Here is a 17,800-nt window from a genome sequence, read left to right as displayed (position 1 = left end):
TTATTTGAAAAATAACGACAGAACCCTACGAATTGTTCTGGTTTTTGTTATTTACAATTTTTACATTTTTATTATTTATTTTAATTAAAACCTCTTCTAATCCGTACTTTAGTATTGATTTAAAACGGCTTATTTATAGAAATCAGCTTACGATTAGTTTGCATGTTTGGCTTAAGTAAGTTATGTTGTAAGTATGAGACAAGTTCAAAACAACCACTTTTATTGGGGGTGTCGCTAGAATGAATACCAAAAAGGATCAAATTCAGTCTAACATTTACACCAATCTCTATGAACATGTCATCATCATCGTTTATAAGAGTGAGCTAGAGCATCTAACTATAACTGATCTTTCATTTTTAACAGGACAATCAGAAGAGCTTATTTTAGAATGCTTGGAATTTGGAAATTTCGATGTGAACAAACTAGTTTTTCAATAATGCTTAGTGTAACCAATATCTTTTTTTTCATATATCGAAACAAAAACCCCCTATAATTAGGGGGTTTTTTTGTTATAATCTTAATGAGCGACTTGTTGAATGATTTTAATAATCAATTCTGCAAGCTTATTGAGCTCAGTAATGGACATACGTTCATTTTTGGTGTGAATTTCCTCATAACCTACCGCTAAATTTACGGTCGGAATACCAAAACCTGAGATAATATTTGCGTCACTTCCACCACCGCTTTTTAACAGCTTTGGAGAACGTTCTACTGCTTCTATTGCTTTTTTAGCTACTTCTACTACTGTATCACCATCTGACAGTTTATAGCCAGGATACATTAGTTTTATATCAACCGTAGCATTTGTACCCATATTTTGGGCTGTATCCTCAAATGCTTTTTTCATTTTTTCAATTTGTTTTGTTAGTTTATTTTCAACTAAAGAACGAGCTTCAGCCAATATTTCGACATGGTCACACACAATATTTGTTTGTGTTCCACCTTCAAATCGACCAATATTAGCTGTTGTTTCTTCATCTATTCGACCTAACGGCATATTCGAAATGGCTTTTGCTGCTACAGAAATGGCCGATATTCCTTTTTCTGGCGCTACTCCGGCATGTGCCGTTTTACCTTCTACCACTGCTTTTATTTTAGCTTGATAAGGAGCAGCAACAATAATATCTCCTACTGGACCATCACTATCTAGAGCAAATCCATATTTTGCTTTTATTAACGATGAATCAAGCTCTTTAGCACCGACTAATCCTGATTCTTCTCCAGCGGTTATAATGAATTGAACATCGCCATGCTGTAACTCAGTTTCCTTGATGACATGAAGAGCTTCTAGGATGGCTGCGATACCCGCTTTATCATCAGCACCTAATATGGTAGTACCATCTGTGACCACATAATCACCTTCAATAGCAGGTTTAATACCTTTACCTGGCACAACCGTGTCCATGTGAGAGGTAAAATAAATCGGATCGGCAGCCGATTCACCTTTCAGTGTACAAATTAAATTCCCGGCGCCGTGACCTGTTTTACTTGCTGAATCATCTTCCAGCACTTCAAGTCCTAGCTCTACAAATTTTTGTTTCAAGAAGTCAGCAATAGCTCTTTCATGCTTTGTTTCAGAATCAATTTTTACGAGCTCTAAAAAACCATTTAAAAGTCTTTCTTCATTCAATACCATTATTTTTTCCTCCAATAATACAAATCTCAAACTTGATCATACAACACTTTGTAAATAAATTCACCTCATACACATATTATTCTTTCATTTGAATCAATTCTATTAAGACTCCCATCGTGGAGTGAGGATGGATAAATGAAATTTTAGATTGATGAGCCCCTATATGACTTTTACCATCCACTAATTTAAGTTCAGAAGATTTGTAAACATCCTCGATTTTTTCATCTAGGTTTTCTACCGAGAATGCCATATGATGTAACCCTTCACCGAACCTTTCCATAAAACGGTTAACCGAACAATCTTCATGTGTTGGCTGTATTAGCTCGATGACGATGTTTTCAGCCTGCAATAAAGCAACCGTAATTTTTTGTGATTCAATCATTTCTTTTTTGATTAATTTCAATTGAAATTGTTGAGTATATAAAGGGATTGCTTTTTCTAACGAGCGGACGGCAATTCCAATATGAGCGACTTTTCCTAATTTCTTGTCCATTTAATCTCCTTTCTTAAGAAAAGACTTGTTCATAAAGCGAATACAAAGTAAAATAGAGGTAGTGATTTAATAGGAGGGTTTTTAATGCCACGTAAATTTCAAAAAGCCATTATATATATTATGATTGTTACGATGGTTGCAGGTACATTATTAATGGGCGTTAGTATTCTTTAAAAAGTAGAATCTCAGTCATGACCATAAACAAAAAGCCGACTCTTAAGTTGGCTTTTTTTCTTTCTAAATAACCCCTTTTTCAGAGGCTATGTCTTCAAAAGAACGATTTTCATCTGTAATGAAAATTTTAGTCCCTATCTTTACCTGCTCATATAGCTCTTCTATACTTTGGTTAGGAAGCCTGACACAGCCAGCTGTAACATAAGCACCAATTTGTTCAGGAGAATTCGTTCCATGAATACCATAAATACGTCCATCAGTTTCAAGTGCATCAAAGCCCATCCATCTAGTACCTAGAGGGTTATGAGGATCTCCACCTTCGATATTCTTTTTACGATAATAAGGATGCTTTGCTTTCACTGTAATCGTAAATTCGCCATTTGGCGTATCATTTTTCGCCTTACCTGTTGCTACTTCATAAATTTCTTGTATTTTCCCATTTGTTATATATGCCAGTTGGTTACTGGATTTATTGACAATAATATAAGGATCTCCAAGCATCGGCTGATCGCCTATTGGCCATATAGGTGAAGAAAGCATCAAAACCATAAAACAAATTGTAAAATTTCTAATCATGACCATTACTCCTATTCACATTATAAAATTTCTTTTATTTTGTGCGGAGATATTCTGTTTTATCCACATGGTTCCATAATTGATTTTTGAGAGCTAAATACTGATTCAGTTCGTAGACTATATAAAACAAATGTGACCGTTCTTCGAATTCATCTCTCGTCGCTGGTAATTCCATCTCTTTAAACGTTAATCTCATACTATCTAACTGATCTATGTAATAATGACCATAATCAGCAGGACTAATGACCTTTGATAACTCTTCGACAAAATCGGCAATCATCTCACTTTGTTTCGAGTTGGCTTGTATAGAAGAAACAAAGGGCAATAATCTCTCAAGTACCTCAAACTGCTTACTTCGCATGTGAAAATAATGAAAATAAGGATCTTCATATTTACGCAAATGATTTTGAACGTTTTTTTCAGCTAAATGATTCGCTTTTTCCAAAAGCTCAATCGCATCATTAATCTCTTTTCCATCCCATTGACTATCCCCTTCTCTTAAATAAAACGCGATTTCTTTAAGAATAATAGAAAAGGTAGCTTCTATATCTTTTACATATTCCCTTAATTTCTTTTCATCATTAGGCATATAGACATTAGCCAACAAAGCGATCCCGACACCTATAATAATTAATTGCAGCTCATTCCAAAAAATCCCCCAAGAAAATTCATTTAGTACATATAAATGCAATAAAATGACGCAGCTTGTAATGAACCCTTCTTGAACCTTAAACATTACAACTACGGGTATATAAATTAACAAAAGTAACGTTAAAACCCAAGGCGTATAACCAAGCCATTCAAAAAGAGCGGCACCCATTAATAGAGCGATAATACAAGCAATAAAGCGAGCCCATGAAATAAAAAGCGAATGTCTCCGTGTAACCGAAATACATAAAATAGTAATAATGGCGGCGGAAGAATAAAATTCTAATCCTAGTAAAGAAGCTATAGCAATCGAAACACCTGCTCCCACCGCTGTTTTTAACGTTCGATATCCAATACGAAAACTTCTCATAAACATCCGCTACTTTCTCCATTTGATATATATGCTCATATTATCATACCCATATCAGTATATCTCTTCCTTAAAAAGAATAGTCCCCCTAAATCGTAAGACCTAGGGGGACTTAATAAAAATATAAGCTCAGGCTCTTTTATAAGACTTTCTCTAGAAATTCTTTTGCACGACTAGTAGTAGGGTTCTGAAAGAACTCCTTTGGATGGGCTTCTTCTAAAAGAAAACCTTGATCTAAAAATAGCACTCGATCGGCAACCTCACGAGCAAAGCCCATCTCGTGGGTGACAATAGCCATCGTCATACCTGTTTCGGCTAAATCCTTCATAACGGATAAAACCTCTTTAACCATCTCAGGATCTAAAGCAGAGGTAGGCTCATCAAACAGCATAATCTCTGGCTCCATGGCTAATGCACGAGCAATCGCCACTCGTTGCTTTTGACCGCCTGAAAGACGATTTGGATACGAATCTCTTTTCTCAAACAATCCAACCTTATTTAAAAGCTCGTCTGCCTTTTCAATAGCTACATCTTTTTTTAATTCTTTTACAGTCATTGGAGCATAAATAATATTTTCCAAAACCGTCATATGAGGAAAAAGATGAAAGTGCTGAAAAACCATTCCTATTTTTTGTCTCACTTTTAAGATATTAACCTTAGGACTCGTTATGTCGATATCACCTACCATAATTTTACCAGAGGTAGGTTCTTCTAGCTTGTTTAAGCAACGCAATAATGTTGATTTTCCAGAACCAGAAGGACCAATAATCGCGACTACATCACCTTTATTGATACTTGTTGAAATATTTTTTAACACTTCATTTTTCCCGAAGTTTTTCACTAAATCAATAACATTAATCACTTCGCTTCAATCTCCTTTCTAAGATCCGTCCTATTATAGTGAGACCCATTACTAATAAATAATAAATAAGTCCAACAAAAAGGAGAGATTCAAAGTATCGGAAGATTCCTGCATTGACAATTTGCGCCCTTCGCATCAAATCTGCGACAGCAATCGTTGATACGATAGCTGATTCTTTCGTTAAATTAATAAACTCATTAAATAACGCCGGCAATATATTTTTAAAGGCCTGTGGTAATATTACTTTTAGCATCATTGAGCGATAAGGAACACCTAAAGCTTGTGCTGCTTCTGTTTGACCTTTATCCACGGCTTGTATTCCTGCACGAATAATTTCTGAAACATATGCACTTGAATTTAATCCAAACGCTAATACCCCAGCTTGGTATGGTGTAATATCTATTCCAAATTGCGGTGTTGCAAAATAGAACAGTGAAAGCTGTAAAATTAATGGGGTACCACGAAAAACAGACGTATACGCATCAGCTATCCACTTCAAAAGTGTGAACCGACTAATTTTCATAATCGATAATAATACCCCTAATACCAATCCGATTATTAATGAAACGGAGACGAATTGAAGGGTGACGATGACACCTCTTAATATATAAGGAATATGAGGTACCAATTGACTAAAATCTAAATCCATACTACATTTCCTTCCTATGCTCGAAAGTTATTTTACTTATTCCTCGCTGTAAAACCACTTTTCAATAAGCTCATCAATTTTACCACTTTCAATCATATCCACTAATACTTCATTAAACTCTTCTGTATACTCACTATCTTTTGGAAAGGCAATCGCATTTGATGTTTCTTCATCTGTTTCAACAGGGAAAAACTTTAAGTTTTGTGATTCGATATATCCCTCTGCTACCATATCCTCCATCAAAATCGCATCAATACGGCCTGTATTAAGCTCTTGAATGATTTCTGGAATACGGTTTAATTTATTCACTTCAAATCCGTGTAGCTCAGCTAACTCATCAGCTGCTTCTTCTTGGATAGAGCCTAATTGAACCCCAATATTTTTGCCTTCTAGCTCATCAACACTCGTCCATTCATTATCTGATTGAAATACTAAATAATTATTAGCGGCGTAATAGGCATCACTAAAATCGACGTTCTTTTTTCGTTCTTCTGTCGGAGTCATTCCTGCCATGACAAAATCAACTCGGTTATTTTGAAGAGCCGGAATTAAACTATCAAAATTCATATCTTGAATTTCTAATTCATAACCTAACTCGTCTGTTATATGTTTAGCGATATCAATATCAAAACCAATAATTTCTTCTGTCTCTAAATCTAAAGATTCATAAGGAGGATAATCCGCAGATGTTCCCATTACTATTTTTGTTGTTTCTGCATTTTCATCCGAACCTGTAGCTGTATCATCATCATTGTCTGTTGCCGTTCCACATGCTGCCAAAACTCCTAAAGATAGGACAGCTGTAAATCCTAATTTTGCCCATTTATATTGTTTTTTCATAACTTTCCCTCCACTTTCATTATTAAAAAGATAATATTTATACTGCCATATGCATAATAACACACGTATTTTTGTTTTTAAACTATTTTTGTTAAAAAATATACCAAAATAACGAAGTGGGAATTTTCTGTCATTTAATGGTGTGATTAGCTCGTTGAATGGTCTCAAAATTTTTTACAGAAAAGAAACCACGGGAGCGCTCTTAATCCCGTGGTTGCCTTTCCATTCTCTACTATTCTTCTATTTTAGGTAAGTAGTAGGTTATTCCGGAGCCCCATCATCAAGGCCGTCACCTAAATCATCCTCTGTGCCCATTGCTGGGTCATCCATTGGTGCGTTTGGATCATTTGGGTCATCTGTCCCATCTCCACACGCTGCTAATACACTTACTGATAGTGCTCCTGCTAATACGGTATACAATAGTTTTTTGCTCATCTCTAACTCCTCCTTAGTTATGTTGGAATTTAGTCTGATGTGCTTCCAACTTATCCATTACATACCCCTCGTTTCAGTCAGAGATAACATTTTTTTTGCACTTTACAACTTTTCACAAATAGATCAACAGTTTCACATTCAAATATGAGACATCACTAACCATTTTTTCATTTTTCACCTTATTTGTTAGATTATTTTTAATGTTTCGAATTTCACGCCTCTAATAAGTGACCATTCAGCTACAAAGAAGGACGATAACAGTTTAAGTAAGTAATACCTCCTTTGGTATATGAATATAAACGGGCAATATCACTTCTATTCTGGTGCCTTTGCTTATCTCACTATGGACATTCATAACCCCATTATGATGCTCTAAAATTTTATAGCAAACCATTAGTCCAAGTCCTGTACCTTTTTCCTTTGTAGAATAAAAAGGTTCTCCTAAACGCTCGATTCGATCTTTGGAGATTCCACAACCGTTATCCTCGACCTCTATACAAACCTGATCCTCTGAGTGATTAATTAACCTTAAACGAATTTGGCCATTTACCTCTACAGCTTCAATGGCATTACGAATAAGATTCATGACTACTTGTTTAATTTGTTTTTCATTTCCATAGATAGGTGGTACATTTTCGAATTCATAATATAATGAAATGTTTTTCAATATTGATTGAGTTTCTGATAGGGTAATCGTCTGCTCAATTAACTCTTGTAAATTTACTTTGTTAAAAGTCGTTTCATAGTTTGGCTTCGCTAATGTTAAATATTCATAAATAATAGACTCTACTCTATTTAATTCATCCATTATTAAGGAGATAAAATGAGAGTCATATTGCCCCTCCCTTTGGAATAATTGCAGAAAACCTTTTATTGACGTTAAAGGGTTACGTATTTCATGAGCAACGCCTGCGGCTAATTGGGCAACAGCAGACAATTTATCTGATTTTCGAATTAGGTCATCCATTTTCTTTCGTTCTGAAACATCCTTAAAAATAGTACGAAAAGCAGGTTTTCCTCGATACAATATAATTGTCGTTGTAGCCTCGACTTCCATATATTCACCGTTTAAACAGCGTACTCGAAAAATAGTCGTTGTAATTTTCTTTTTTCCCGTTAATAAGAGCCTAATATTCTCTTTTACTCTGCGGTATTCATGATTAGAAAATAACTCCAATAATGAATAGCCAATCATTTCTTTTTTGTCTCGAGCTTTAAATAACCTTATTCCAGCCGGATTCATATAAATAAATTTCTTCCCATCATGAACCGTAATCGTTTCAGGAATATGCTCAACTAAATTTTTATAATGCATTTCACTATCACGTAATAGTTGTTCGGCTTTTTTTCTCTTAGAAATATTTAAAAAAACAATCGTTATTAAATCTTTATTTCGGTAAGCACGAATATCAAACCAGCTATCTAATTGATTCATATAATACTCAAGCTCAATCGAACTTGAATTAGTCAACAATTGATAAAACTTGTTCGATAGCTCTTGCTCTTTTATTTCTAAATAAGACCAGAAATTGTTTTTTTGTAAATCCTCAACCTTTCCTCCCAACATTTGAACCGCATTTTCATTTAAAAAGACGTATTGCCCATCAAGTCTAATGGTAATAATAGCCTCCTTAATATTATCAAGTATTCCTTCTGGCAATTCTTGCTTGTAAGTTTCTAAATAGTAGGATTGATTTACATGTTGTTCTTTTAGTTGTGGCTCACATTGTAGTAAGTAATAGCAAGTTTCTTGATCATTCATCTCAAATCTAGTAACCATTAATTTGACATTAATAACCTGACCTTGTGCATGAATAAATTTTGTATAGTGAGTGGAATACGCCTCTTTTATTTTTTTTATATCCTGCTGTGCTTGTAAAGGTAAAATACATTTAATGGATTGCTTTAATAATAGTGTTTTTGAATACCCTAAATGTTGACAAAATGCGTTATTTACCTCAATAAATTCTCCTCTTTGATTTAGGATAGACTGCCAGACAGGACTTGCATTAAAGCATTCTTGATATAACATTGTATTCATTTTCATTCTCCTAACGAATTCTTCCTTTACTGACATTTATGTTATATATTTCTCTCTTTCGTTGTTGATTTCCTCTAAAACTGACAAGCAATCATTAAATTTTTCCCGACATTTTTCAACAATCTCATTTATATTTACTTTTAATTAATAATATTTTCAAATAACGAGAGAAATCTAAATAAACTTTAAAATGACCTCCCCTTTTTCATTTTTTCTCTCGATTTATATAGCAAAAGGAGGTGATAATATGGAAAATCAACAAACTAGACTGCGTATATCATTTTTAGAGAGTGCCGATGAGGATGGAACTCCTCTATTTTTCAATCGTAACCTTAATAACATCAATGGTCATTCATTAGATTCAGAGCTTATTACCTTTTCTAATGCTTATGCTAGCCTACAAAAATTGCCATTAGAAACGATTACTAGGACGAATCAATTTGCAATTTCATAACAATTTTGAAAAGGAGAGAAATATGAATAAAAAATTAGAGCTTTTATTTGAAAACGAGGCAGGAAGACAAGTTACGATTTCTATCGATTTTCCTATTGAACCTGTGAATCCTCAAGATGTTTTAAGCTCCATGTTAGATATGATTCAATCGAATGTTATAACAACAGCTGATGGTGGACTTAAAGCTATTCGTGGTGCTCGTTTAGTAGATCGTCAAGTTGAGACTATTTCATTGCCTGAATAATGAATAGCATTGAGCATTGGCTTCCTTATATTGCTGAATACAGTTTTCCAGTGGTGGTTACATTCTATTTATTGCATCGATTAGAACAAAAATTAGACCATGTGATTACGGCCGTTGAGCAAATCCCTCGCAATTGGGATGTTAAAAAATAAAAACGGAAAAAAGAGATGGGGCTTTTAGCAGCCATCTCTTTTTAGATGAATATTTTACAAGCTTTTATGTCACACTTTTTAATGAAAAGGTATAAGACTATGCAGTAAGATGTTAAGAGCAGGATTAACATCTCTAGCCTATATACATGTTATAATGAGGAAACGTTTAAAATTGAGGTGAGAAATGATGAGTAACACATCCTATGAAAAAGCTATATTTGCTGGTGGATGCTTTTGGTGTATGGTGAAACCATTTGATCGTTATGATGGTGTTCATTCAGTACTCTCTGGATACACAGGTGGAATGACAGAAAACCCGACTTATGAAGAAGTCTGTTCGGAAACAACAGGTCACTATGAGGCGGTACAAATTACTTTTGATCCTCAGATTATCTCCTACGAATCTCTACTCGATATTTTTTGGAAGCAAATCGATCCTACTGATTCAGGAGGGCAATTTTTTGATCGAGGTCAATCCTACCAATCGGCGATTTTTTATCAAAACAATGAGCAAAAAAATAAGGCTGAACGATCAAAGGAAGAATTAGAAAAAAGTGGTCGCTTTTCGCAACCTATAGCCACCAAAATACTTCCAGCTAAACCCTTTTATCATGCTGAAGAATACCATCAAGACTATTATAAAAAGAATCCGATACGATATGAAATGTATCAACGTGGCTCTGGTAGAATGAAATTCATAAAAAATCATTGGGAGGATTGATGAAAAAATGAAGCCAACTAAAAATGAATTAAAAAAACAGCTAACTCCTATTCAATATGAGGTAACACAGAATAACGGTACTGAACCACCATTTAAAAATGAATACTATGAACTGGATGAGGAAGGAATTTATGTAGATATTATTTCTGGAAAACCCCTGTTCTCTTCACTAGACAAATATGATGCGGGCTGTGGTTGGCCAAGCTTTACTAAACCCATTGAGCAGGAAGAAATTATGGAAAATGAAGATCGTAGTCATTTTATGATTAGAACTGAAGTAAGAAGTAAAGAAGCCGATTCTCACCTAGGTCATGTGTTTCCTGATGGACCAACTGAAAGCGGTGGTTTACGTTATTGCATAAATTCGGCAGCCTTAAAGTTTATTCCAAAGAAACAACTAGAAGAAAAAGGCTACAAACCTTATCTTAAATTATTCGATTAAAATTGTTAGAAGATGCTGGGGCAACTTGAGATGGTATGTAATGGATGTATACAATAATGACGAATAGGACCCTCCTTCTTTTGATAAGAAGAAGGAGGGTCCTATTGGATTTGTAAAATCTTGAATCTTTATGAAAGCCGAAATCCACTTTGAAAAAAGGTAGTTCGGTGCCACCCCACAGGACACTGAGTACCTTGGAGGAAGCGAAAAACGGAGCATGTTCAGAAACAGCTGCGAACACCTATTATCCTATTATTCCGTTAAACCCTCTTTAACTTCTTCAATCATACCAGCGAATGAAGTTAATCCACCTGTTGTAATATACCAATAGATAGAATCTAAAAAGACAATATGATCATTTTCATATGCTTGTGTATTTTGAACAAATGAATTCTCTAATAATTCATTACCAGACTCTTCTCCAGTTGATACAGCGGCACCGCGATCAATAACAAATAAATATTCTGGATTTTGCATCTCGATATATTCAAAATCAACCTCTTGTCCATGTCTTGCCATGTCAATAGAAGAATCTACAGGCTCTATTCCAAAGAGGCTGTGTAAGTAATCAAAACGTCCACCAGGACCATGAACAGATAAGCTACCTTCATTGACCATAAGTAATAAACCTTTTGCTTCTTGTTCTTCTGCTAATGTTTGAACTTCTTCAATGCTAGCATCTATTTCAGTTAACTTCTCCTCTACTTCTGCTTCTTTATCAAAGATTTGTCCAATCATATCCAAGTTATTTTTAAATGAATCATAAAAGTTTACACTATCAAATCCCATATATATCGTTGGTGCAATTTCATTTAACTCGTCATATGCTTCAGCAGCACGGCCACTAATAATAATTAAATCGGGATCAAGTTCAAAAATTTCTTCAAAGTCTGGTTCAAATAAGCTACCAGCGTTTGTATATTCATCTCCCTCATATTTTGATAAATACTCAGGGACATTTGATTGTGGAAGGCCTGTAACTTCAATACCTAAACCATCTAACGCATCTAAAATACCCATATCAAAAACGACAACTGTTTCTGGGTTTTTATCTACGGTTGTTTCCCCTAATTCATGCTCAAAAGTAAGCGTACTTTCTTCTTCAGTAGCTGTTTCTTCTGTATCTGTATCATCAGCTGAGCCTTCAGTCGCATTATCAGATTCATTATTTGAACCGCAAGCTGCTAACACTATTGCGACAAATGCAGCTAACATTAATAACCAAAGTTTCTTCATCTACATACACCCCTATGGTATTTTTTTTATAATAAAGGGTTAAAGATAGCGTGGCAAATGGATTGTATCCCTTTTACGTCGACGTATTTACACACACATCTACCCTAATTATCATACATAATTAAACAAAATAAACACAAACACGTTGATTATTTATATCATTAATCGTGATATCCATATCGTAAATATCCTTTAAAACACCATTATTAATGATTTCGTGTGTTGGACCCTCATGAACAATTTCACCATCTTTTAACGCCACAATATGGTCAGAATAAAAAGAAGCAAAATTAATATCATGTAAAACAATGACAATCGTCTTCCCTAATTCCTTTACCATTCTTTTAAGTACCTTCATAATTTGAACAGAGTGCTTCATATCCAAATTATTCAGAGGCTCATCAAGTAAAATATACTCTGTATCCTGAGCAATAACCATTGCTATATAAGCACGTTGGCGTTGCCCACCACTTAATTCATCAAGGTATTTATCCTCGATATCCTCAAGCTCCATATAAGCAATAGCTTCATCAATATATTTCAAATCTTCTTTATTTAAGTTTCCTTGCGAATATGGAAATCGCCCAAATGAGACTAGCTCACGAATGGTCAAGCGAATATTGATATGATTAGATTGCTTCAAAATCGAGATTTTCTTTGCAAGTTCACTACTTTTAGTATCTGCTACTTTCGAGTTGTCAATGAGAATTTCTCCTGAATCAGCTACAGTCAAACGACTAATCATCGATAGTAGCGTACTTTTACCTGCCCCATTCGGTCCAATAAACGAAGTTATTTTTCCTTTTTCTATTTTAACGGAGACATTATTCACAACTGCTTTATTATTAAATAATTTTGATACATTCAATACCTCTACCATTTTTTACTCTCCCTTAATAAAAGATATAAGAAGTAGACACCACCAATAAAGTTAATAATCACACTAATGGGGGTTGAGAAACTAAAGATTCTCTCCACTAAAAGCTGTCCTCCAACTAAAGCAATAATACTAATCAACATGGCAACTGGTATGATGATTGAATGTCTATACGTTTTAACCATTTCATAAGCAACATTGGCAACAAGCAATCCTAAAAACGTAATAGGACCTACAAGTGCTGTTGCAATTGAAATAAGGATTGCAATAAAAATAAGTAACCATTTTACCGTTTTATCATAATTCACCCCTAAGTTAATTGCCTGATCTCTTCCTAGTGAAAGCACATCTAGATATTTTAACTGCGGGTAAAATATAATCGTCACGAAAATAAATATACCAATTGAAATCCAAAGTAATTCAGAATGAACATTATTAAAGCTTGCAAATAAACGATTCTGTACATTTAAATATTCATTCGGATCGATAAGAACTTGAAGAAATGTTGAAATACTCCCAAAAAATGTTCCCATTATAATTCCTACTAATAATAGGAAGAAGATATTTTTACCCTCACCTTTTAATAATAGTTGGTACAAAATCATAGCAAAAATAATCATTAATATAGTCGAAACGGCAAAATTTAAATATTGGTTTAAGACCAGAACACTCATCGAACCAAAGGTAAAAATAATAAATGTTTGGAACAACTGATATAGAGAATCTAAGCCTATTAAACTAGGTGTCAAAATTCTATTATTCGTAATCGTTTGAAAGACTACTGTTGAAAAAGCAATGGCAGCCCCAGTTACAATAATGGATAAAATTTTAATACCACGTCTTGGTAGAGCATACTCCCAGCTTCTTAAATCATAGAATAGAAATAACCCTGTTAGCAAAATAGCTAATAAAGATAATAGTAAAATTCTTGTTTTAATACCCATGCCTTCTCCCCCTTATCAACAAATAGAGGAAAATAGCACTTCCGATTACACCAACCGTTAACCCTATTGGTATTTGGTAAGGGTAAATAATCACTCTTCCAATAATGTCACAGGCTAAAACAAAAGCAACACCTAAAAGCGCTGTAGTTGGAAGGTTTTTCCTTAAGTTATCTCCTTGGAAAATGGCAACAATGTTAGGAATAATGAGGCCTAGAAACGGAATCATACCCACTGTTAAAACCACAACAGAGGTAATCGCTGCAACAATAATTAAACCGACATTCACCACTTGCTTATAATTTAATCCTAAATTTACAGAGAATTCCTCACCCATACCAGCAATCGTAAATCGATTGGCGAAAAAATAGGCCATGATTAGTAGTGGAATACTTATATAGAGCATCTCATAACGCCCCGTTATAATTAACGAAAAGCTTCCCTGTAACCAACTCGATATGTTCTGAATGAGATCATTTGAATAAGCAAAAAAGGTTGTAATAGAACCGACAATGTTTCCAAACATGAGCCCTACAAGTGGAACAAAAATTATATTCTTAAATTTAATTCGGTCTAGTATCTTCATAAAAATAAATGTACCTACTAAAGCAAAAAGAAAGGAAACAATCATTTTTTGCATCATGGTTGCCGAAGCAAACATTAGCATTGATACCATAATTCCTAAGCTAGCAGAATCCATAGTCCCTGCTGTTGTTGGTGAAACAAACTTGTTTCTTGTTAGCTGTTGCATGATTAATCCACATATCGCCATACTAGAACCGGCAATGATGATACTTATTAATCTAGGTAATCGACTATGAAGTAGAGTATGTAATTGGTTCTCGTCTAACTGAATGATTCCAGCTAGATTTAAGTTATTTACCCCTATAAATATAGAAGCAATACTTAAAAGTAGACAGGCAATAAGTAGAATTAAGTTTTTCATAAGCAATCCTTTTCAAAACGGTTTTCTATATAAATAACGATAATGATTATCAATCACATCCACAATGATAATAGTTATCATTTATAATGTCAACATACAAAATGTTCTTTTTCGACAAAACGATGACGAATAATACTTTTCTAAATTTCAGCTTTTTTGAGTAATTTATTACGGATTCATTCGTTTATTCACTAAGTTTAACGGTAATAATACCTCTGAATGCTTCTGTGAATAGGAGGAAAAAGAGATGGATCAATCATTTAGAATCGAACGAGATACTCTTGGAAATATGAACGTTCCAGCTACGAAACTGTGGGGTGCTCAAACACAAAGAAGTCTAGAAAACTTTCCAATTGGAGAAGAAAAAATGCCTCGACCTCTACTATTTTCACTTGCTGAGCTTAAAAAAGCATGTGCGATCGTAAATGGAGAATTGAATCAGTTATCAAAAGCAAAGGTTGAAAGCATTGTATATGCTGCAGAACAAATACTAACGGGGAACTATGACGACCATTTTCCTCTAGTCGTCTGGCAAACAGGAAGTGGAACTCAAACGAATATGAACATGAATGAAGTGCTTGCGAATATCGCCAATCAATATTTAAAACAAAAGGGAATAAAGGAAATAGTACATCCAAATGATGATGTGAATCGCTCACAGAGCTCTAATGATACTTTTCCTACAGCTATGCATATCGCTACGATAACTGAAACGGAGACAGTCCTTTTACCAGAGCTAAAACGCTGGCAGCATACTTTATTAAAAAAAGAACAATTATTTTCTAGCACACTAAAAATTGGACGAACTCATTTGCAGGATGCTACTCCCCTATCATTTGGACAAGAAATAAGCGCTTGGACCGAAATGATAATAAAAACAGAAAAAATGGTGAAAAACAGCTTAGATTCGATAAGAGAATTAGCCATTGGTGGAACCGCTGTTGGAACAGGCCTAAATGCTCCGTATAAGTTTGGAGAAAAAGTATGCGAGCAATTATCTCTACAAACTGGTCACACTTTTCAAAAGGCTCAAAATTACTTTCATGCTTTAACAAGTCATGATCAATTAACATATTATCATGGAGCCTTAAAAGCTCTAGCCGCAGATTTGTTTAAGATTGCAAATGATATCCGTTTATTAGCCAGTGGTCCTCGTGCAGGAATTAATGAAATATTGATTTCGGCTAACGAGCCAGGAAGCTCTATTATGCCTGGAAAAGTTAATCCAACTCAATCAGAAGCGATGACTATGATTGTCAGTCAAGTGTTTGGAAATGATACAACGATTTCTTTTGCTGCAAGTCAAGGCCATTATCAGCTGAATGTGTTTAAACCTGTCATTATTTTTAATGTTCTACAGTCCATTCGATTGTTAGGAGATGGCCTTAAAAGCTTCCATGATCGCTGTTTAATTGGAATAGAAGTTAATAAAGAAAAAATGAAAAAAAATGTTGAGCAATCATTAATGCTTGTGACTGCATTAAATCCTCATATTGGTTATGAAAAAGCCGCTTCAATAGCAAAGACTGCTTTCTCGCAAAATATCACCTTAAAAGAAGCTGCTCAGCAATTGGGATTTCTAACACCAGAACAATTTGATTTACTCGTTAAGCCTGAAGAAATGGTATGTGTTAAAAAACCAGAACAAGATTCCAAATGATGATTTTTTCGGAAATCATTATTTGTGCTTCTAGCCATTTTGAGCAATTAAGTGCCACTCACTGGAACCTTTCTGAAGTCAGATTTTTACAGACAATGACTATAAGATTACTGCTCGCTTACCCATAGATGTCAAAACATAACAAAATAGTAAAAGAGCCTTTGAGAAAATGATTCCCAAAGGCTCTTTTGGCGATATTTCTCTCATAAGCTTTTAATGGGAATGAGAGGGACTCCTTTTTCTTTTTTTTCCTGTATTGAGCTTTTTCTAGGCGAATAAAAAACCCTCTTTTATACTGAAAGGGGACAAATCCATCAAAAGGTATAAACTGAGTGAAATGTCACCTGGCTGCCAGATTTTTTACTCCCTTGTGCTAAAAGTTTGCCTCATCTGTAGCCTTTCGATGCGAGTTATCTCATTTCAAACCCTAAACATAAATAAGCCTGTCAACCATTTCGCTTTTGCGGAAATTTGTCAACAGGCAAACCGGTGATTTCTACTAAATAGTCACCTGCCTCAGGTAGTATTTAGAGCAATCTCATTTTATTCATCATAGGTGTAACGTACGACATACTTATTTGTTTTTAATTTTCGTATTTCCACTAATGGACCAATTTCATAGCCATTTGTCCAATTATCTTCGATTTTAGCTTTTATACAGCTTGCCTGAAAACGAGAATGAAACAGCCGTTTATAATAAATCCATTTAGGTGCTGCTTTTTTCATTAGAAATCCCGTACCTTTCTATAGTAATTCCACCTACTTTCATCATAGGCTATCTTTACCTATATCATTATCCGATTAGTTCTTCATCTTCTCGGTTTTTAATATCTTCAATTCTGCGATTTTCTTGTATGTCTCTTAATCGATGAGCAAGTCTCGCCGATGCACTTGCAGCAATACTTGCGACCATATCATCTAAGAAAGTGTGCACTTCTTCCTTACGCTCATCAAGCTCACGAATAATTCCAACCTTTTGTTTATCTAAATAACCAAATGTGGTTACAGCTATACTTCCAAATCCAAAAACAGAACCTAATGCGACCGTTTCGTCTACTCCAAATAAACCTTCATCACTATCAATTAAGGATTGAAGAGGCTCTGATAGCTGTTTTTTTTCTGCTAAAACATCAAGTTCTACGCCTACTAATATCGCATGTTGAATTTCGCGTTTTTTTAGAACCGCATCTGTACTTTCATAACATTCTTCTAATGTTAAATGGGGATGATAAGGTTCCTGCATGGCAAAAACTACTTTAGCAATATCATCAATCGTTACTCCACGTTCTTTTAATTTCTTCCTTGCTGCGTTTTCTACTACTTCACATGGGACTGGCTTTTTCATGCTAAAACCTCCTCCTTTTCAATAGAAAAATGAATCTCTATCATCTATTGAATTGTTT

At 34.6% G+C, this 17,800-nt stretch carries 23 protein-coding genes; 8 read left to right on the top strand and 15 right to left on the bottom strand.

The features are described 5' to 3' along the window. Positions 1–239 precede the first annotated feature (239 nt). Positions 240–437: a hypothetical protein gene (locus AZF04_RS09065; protein WP_061948438.1), complete on the top strand. Its 198-nt coding sequence runs from the start codon at positions 240–242 to the stop codon at positions 435–437. 80 nt (positions 438–517) lie between these two features. Here the strand turns inward: AZF04_RS09065 and AZF04_RS09060 are convergent, their stop codons facing one another. Together AZF04_RS09060 and mce are read right to left on the bottom strand one after the other, a co-directional pair. Continuing rightward, positions 518–1,636 (bottom strand): M20/M25/M40 family metallo-hydrolase, encoded by a 1,119-nt coding sequence (locus AZF04_RS09060; RefSeq protein WP_061948437.1) that lies wholly within the window; start codon positions 1,634–1,636, stop codon positions 518–520. Between the two features lie 76 nt (positions 1,637–1,712). Continuing rightward, positions 1,713–2,129, bottom strand: a complete 417-nt coding sequence (gene mce / locus AZF04_RS09055; RefSeq protein WP_061948436.1) for a methylmalonyl-CoA epimerase — start codon at positions 2,127–2,129, stop codon at positions 1,713–1,715. Between the two features lie 84 nt (positions 2,130–2,213). Here mce and prli42 point away from each other — a divergent pair, with 84 nt between their 5' ends. Continuing rightward, positions 2,214–2,303: a stressosome-associated protein Prli42 gene (gene prli42 / locus AZF04_RS20975; RefSeq protein ID WP_153017240.1), complete on the top strand. Its 90-nt coding sequence runs from the start codon at positions 2,214–2,216 to the stop codon at positions 2,301–2,303. Between the two features lie 63 nt (positions 2,304–2,366). On the opposite strand, the gene AZF04_RS09050 is transcribed toward prli42, so the two are convergent. The 7 genes from AZF04_RS09050 to AZF04_RS09025 all read right to left on the bottom strand — a co-directional run bounded on the left by AZF04_RS09050 (position 2,367) and on the right by AZF04_RS09025 (position 8,724). Continuing rightward, on the bottom strand, positions 2,367–2,879 hold the full coding sequence (locus tag AZF04_RS09050) for a L,D-transpeptidase (RefSeq protein WP_061948435.1): 513 nt from the start codon (positions 2,877–2,879) through the stop codon (positions 2,367–2,369). A gap of 34 nt (positions 2,880–2,913) precedes the next feature. After that, positions 2,914–3,903, bottom strand: coding sequence for an aromatic acid exporter family protein (locus tag AZF04_RS09045; RefSeq protein WP_235599950.1), 990 nt, complete (start codon positions 3,901–3,903; stop codon positions 2,914–2,916). Between the two features lie 133 nt (positions 3,904–4,036). Continuing rightward, on the bottom strand, positions 4,037–4,759 hold the full coding sequence (locus AZF04_RS09040; RefSeq protein WP_061948434.1) for an amino acid ABC transporter ATP-binding protein: 723 nt from the start codon (positions 4,757–4,759) through the stop codon (positions 4,037–4,039). After that, positions 4,752–5,408, bottom strand: coding sequence for an amino acid ABC transporter permease (locus AZF04_RS09035; protein ID WP_061948433.1), 657 nt, complete (start codon positions 5,406–5,408; stop codon positions 4,752–4,754). Before AZF04_RS09035 ends, AZF04_RS09040 begins: the two co-directional genes overlap by 8 nt. A gap of 36 nt (positions 5,409–5,444) precedes the next feature. Beyond that, positions 5,445–6,248 (bottom strand): transporter substrate-binding domain-containing protein, encoded by an 804-nt coding sequence (locus AZF04_RS09030; RefSeq protein WP_061948432.1) that lies wholly within the window; start codon positions 6,246–6,248, stop codon positions 5,445–5,447. Positions 6,249–6,509: 261 nt separating this feature from the next. Beyond that, on the bottom strand, positions 6,510–6,683 hold the full coding sequence (locus AZF04_RS21400; protein WP_169802502.1) for a hypothetical protein: 174 nt from the start codon (positions 6,681–6,683) through the stop codon (positions 6,510–6,512). Positions 6,684–6,945: 262 nt separating this feature from the next. Then, positions 6,946–8,724 carry a PAS domain S-box protein gene (locus AZF04_RS09025; protein WP_061948431.1) on the bottom strand — a complete coding sequence of 593 codons (1,779 nt, stop codon included), beginning with the start codon at positions 8,722–8,724 and terminating at the stop codon, positions 6,946–6,948. A gap of 247 nt (positions 8,725–8,971) precedes the next feature. On the opposite strand from AZF04_RS09025, the gene AZF04_RS09020 reads away from it, so the two are divergent. From AZF04_RS09020 to msrB, 5 genes are all read left to right on the top strand, one after another. Next, positions 8,972–9,178 carry a DUF1659 domain-containing protein gene (locus AZF04_RS09020; RefSeq protein WP_061948430.1) on the top strand — a complete coding sequence of 69 codons (207 nt, stop codon included), beginning with the start codon at positions 8,972–8,974 and terminating at the stop codon, positions 9,176–9,178. Positions 9,179–9,200: 22 nt separating this feature from the next. Then, positions 9,201–9,422: a DUF2922 domain-containing protein gene (locus AZF04_RS09015; RefSeq protein WP_045486986.1), complete on the top strand. Its 222-nt coding sequence runs from the start codon at positions 9,201–9,203 to the stop codon at positions 9,420–9,422. 8 nt (positions 9,423–9,430) lie between these two features. After that, positions 9,431–9,574: a YvrJ family protein gene (locus AZF04_RS20655; RefSeq protein ID WP_081766727.1), complete on the top strand. Its 144-nt coding sequence runs from the start codon at positions 9,431–9,433 to the stop codon at positions 9,572–9,574. Between the two features lie 187 nt (positions 9,575–9,761). Beyond that, positions 9,762–10,295: a peptide-methionine (S)-S-oxide reductase MsrA gene (msrA, locus tag AZF04_RS09010; protein ID WP_061948429.1), complete on the top strand. Its 534-nt coding sequence runs from the start codon at positions 9,762–9,764 to the stop codon at positions 10,293–10,295. 7 nt (positions 10,296–10,302) lie between these two features. Continuing rightward, positions 10,303–10,737 carry a peptide-methionine (R)-S-oxide reductase MsrB gene (msrB, locus tag AZF04_RS09005; RefSeq protein ID WP_061948428.1) on the top strand — a complete coding sequence of 145 codons (435 nt, stop codon included), beginning with the start codon at positions 10,303–10,305 and terminating at the stop codon, positions 10,735–10,737. A gap of 252 nt (positions 10,738–10,989) precedes the next feature. Here the strand turns inward: msrB and AZF04_RS09000 are convergent, their stop codons facing one another. The 4 genes from AZF04_RS09000 to AZF04_RS08985 all read right to left on the bottom strand — a co-directional run bounded on the left by AZF04_RS09000 (position 10,990) and on the right by AZF04_RS08985 (position 14,737). Continuing rightward, positions 10,990–11,973: a siderophore ABC transporter substrate-binding protein gene (locus AZF04_RS09000; protein ID WP_061948427.1), complete on the bottom strand. Its 984-nt coding sequence runs from the start codon at positions 11,971–11,973 to the stop codon at positions 10,990–10,992. 121 nt (positions 11,974–12,094) lie between these two features. Then, the gene (locus AZF04_RS08995; RefSeq protein ID WP_045486977.1) at positions 12,095–12,853 is read right to left on the bottom strand and encodes an iron ABC transporter ATP-binding protein; all 759 of its coding nucleotides are present in this window, start codon (positions 12,851–12,853) and stop codon (positions 12,095–12,097) included. After that, positions 12,847–13,794 carry an iron chelate uptake ABC transporter family permease subunit gene (locus tag AZF04_RS08990; RefSeq protein ID WP_061948426.1) on the bottom strand — a complete coding sequence of 316 codons (948 nt, stop codon included), beginning with the start codon at positions 13,792–13,794 and terminating at the stop codon, positions 12,847–12,849. Before AZF04_RS08990 ends, AZF04_RS08995 begins: the two co-directional genes overlap by 7 nt. After that, positions 13,784–14,737, bottom strand: coding sequence for an ABC transporter permease (locus AZF04_RS08985; protein ID WP_061948425.1), 954 nt, complete (start codon positions 14,735–14,737; stop codon positions 13,784–13,786). Before AZF04_RS08985 ends, AZF04_RS08990 begins: the two co-directional genes overlap by 11 nt. 247 nt (positions 14,738–14,984) lie before the next feature. Here AZF04_RS08985 and fumC point away from each other — a divergent pair, with 247 nt between their 5' ends. After that, a complete protein-coding gene (gene fumC / locus AZF04_RS08980; RefSeq protein ID WP_061948424.1) occupies positions 14,985–16,397 on the top strand; it encodes a class II fumarate hydratase in 1,413 nt (470 codons plus the stop codon). 543 nt (positions 16,398–16,940) lie between these two features. Here fumC and AZF04_RS08975 read toward each other — a convergent pair. Beyond that, entirely contained in the window at positions 16,941–17,123 is a 183-nt protein-coding gene (locus AZF04_RS08975) for a hypothetical protein (protein WP_045486966.1), read from the bottom strand. A 67-nt stretch (positions 17,124–17,190) separates the two neighbouring features. Beyond that, complete coding sequence (locus tag AZF04_RS08970) at positions 17,191–17,742, bottom strand: phosphatidylglycerophosphatase A family protein (protein ID WP_045486962.1); 552 nt, start codon at positions 17,740–17,742, stop codon at positions 17,191–17,193. Positions 17,743–17,800: the final 58 nt, after the last annotated feature.

The sequence above is a fragment of the Alkalihalobacillus trypoxylicola genome, from assembly GCF_001590785.1.
GTDB lineage: Bacteria > Bacillota > Bacilli > Bacillales > Bacillaceae_D > Alkalihalobacillus > Alkalihalobacillus trypoxylicola.
This window is presented reverse-complemented; position numbering and strand designations above follow the sequence as displayed.

What these genes read in the sequence shown, in the direction of transcription:
- AZF04_RS09065 (WP_061948438.1), top strand. Translation starts at nt 240, where the DNA reads ATGAATACCAAAAAGGATCAAATTCAGTCTAACATTTACACCAATCTC.
- AZF04_RS09060 (WP_061948437.1), bottom strand. Translation starts at nt 1,636, where the DNA reads ATGGTATTGAATGAAGAAAGACTTTTAAATGGTTTTTTAGAGCTCGTA.
- mce (WP_061948436.1), bottom strand. Translation starts at nt 2,129, where the DNA reads ATGGACAAGAAATTAGGAAAAGTCGCTCATATTGGAATTGCCGTCCGC.
- prli42 (WP_153017240.1), top strand. Translation starts at nt 2,214, where the DNA reads ATGCCACGTAAATTTCAAAAAGCCATTATATATATTATGATTGTTACG.
- AZF04_RS09050 (WP_061948435.1), bottom strand. Translation starts at nt 2,879, where the DNA reads ATGATTAGAAATTTTACAATTTGTTTTATGGTTTTGATGCTTTCTTCA.
- AZF04_RS09045 (WP_235599950.1), bottom strand. Translation starts at nt 3,903, where the DNA reads ATGTTTATGAGAAGTTTTCGTATTGGATATCGAACGTTAAAAACAGCG.
- AZF04_RS09035 (WP_061948433.1), bottom strand. Translation starts at nt 5,408, where the DNA reads ATGGATTTAGATTTTAGTCAATTGGTACCTCATATTCCTTATATATTA.
- AZF04_RS09030 (WP_061948432.1), bottom strand. Translation starts at nt 6,248, where the DNA reads ATGAAAAAACAATATAAATGGGCAAAATTAGGATTTACAGCTGTCCTA.
- AZF04_RS21400 (WP_169802502.1), bottom strand. Translation starts at nt 6,683, where the DNA reads ATGAGCAAAAAACTATTGTATACCGTATTAGCAGGAGCACTATCAGTA.
- AZF04_RS09025 (WP_061948431.1), bottom strand. Translation starts at nt 8,724, where the DNA reads ATGAATACAATGTTATATCAAGAATGCTTTAATGCAAGTCCTGTCTGG.
- AZF04_RS09020 (WP_061948430.1), top strand. Translation starts at nt 8,972, where the DNA reads ATGGAAAATCAACAAACTAGACTGCGTATATCATTTTTAGAGAGTGCC.
- AZF04_RS09015 (WP_045486986.1), top strand. Translation starts at nt 9,201, where the DNA reads ATGAATAAAAAATTAGAGCTTTTATTTGAAAACGAGGCAGGAAGACAA.
- msrA (WP_061948429.1), top strand. Translation starts at nt 9,762, where the DNA reads ATGAGTAACACATCCTATGAAAAAGCTATATTTGCTGGTGGATGCTTT.
- msrB (WP_061948428.1), top strand. Translation starts at nt 10,303, where the DNA reads ATGAAGCCAACTAAAAATGAATTAAAAAAACAGCTAACTCCTATTCAA.
- AZF04_RS09000 (WP_061948427.1), bottom strand. Translation starts at nt 11,973, where the DNA reads ATGAAGAAACTTTGGTTATTAATGTTAGCTGCATTTGTCGCAATAGTG.
- AZF04_RS08995 (WP_045486977.1), bottom strand. Translation starts at nt 12,853, where the DNA reads ATGGTAGAGGTATTGAATGTATCAAAATTATTTAATAATAAAGCAGTT.
- AZF04_RS08990 (WP_061948426.1), bottom strand. Translation starts at nt 13,794, where the DNA reads ATGGGTATTAAAACAAGAATTTTACTATTATCTTTATTAGCTATTTTG.
- AZF04_RS08985 (WP_061948425.1), bottom strand. Translation starts at nt 14,737, where the DNA reads ATGAAAAACTTAATTCTACTTATTGCCTGTCTACTTTTAAGTATTGCT.
- fumC (WP_061948424.1), top strand. Translation starts at nt 14,985, where the DNA reads ATGGATCAATCATTTAGAATCGAACGAGATACTCTTGGAAATATGAAC.
- AZF04_RS08975 (WP_045486966.1), bottom strand. Translation starts at nt 17,123, where the DNA reads ATGAAAAAAGCAGCACCTAAATGGATTTATTATAAACGGCTGTTTCAT.
- AZF04_RS08970 (WP_045486962.1), bottom strand. Translation starts at nt 17,742, where the DNA reads ATGAAAAAGCCAGTCCCATGTGAAGTAGTAGAAAACGCAGCAAGGAAG.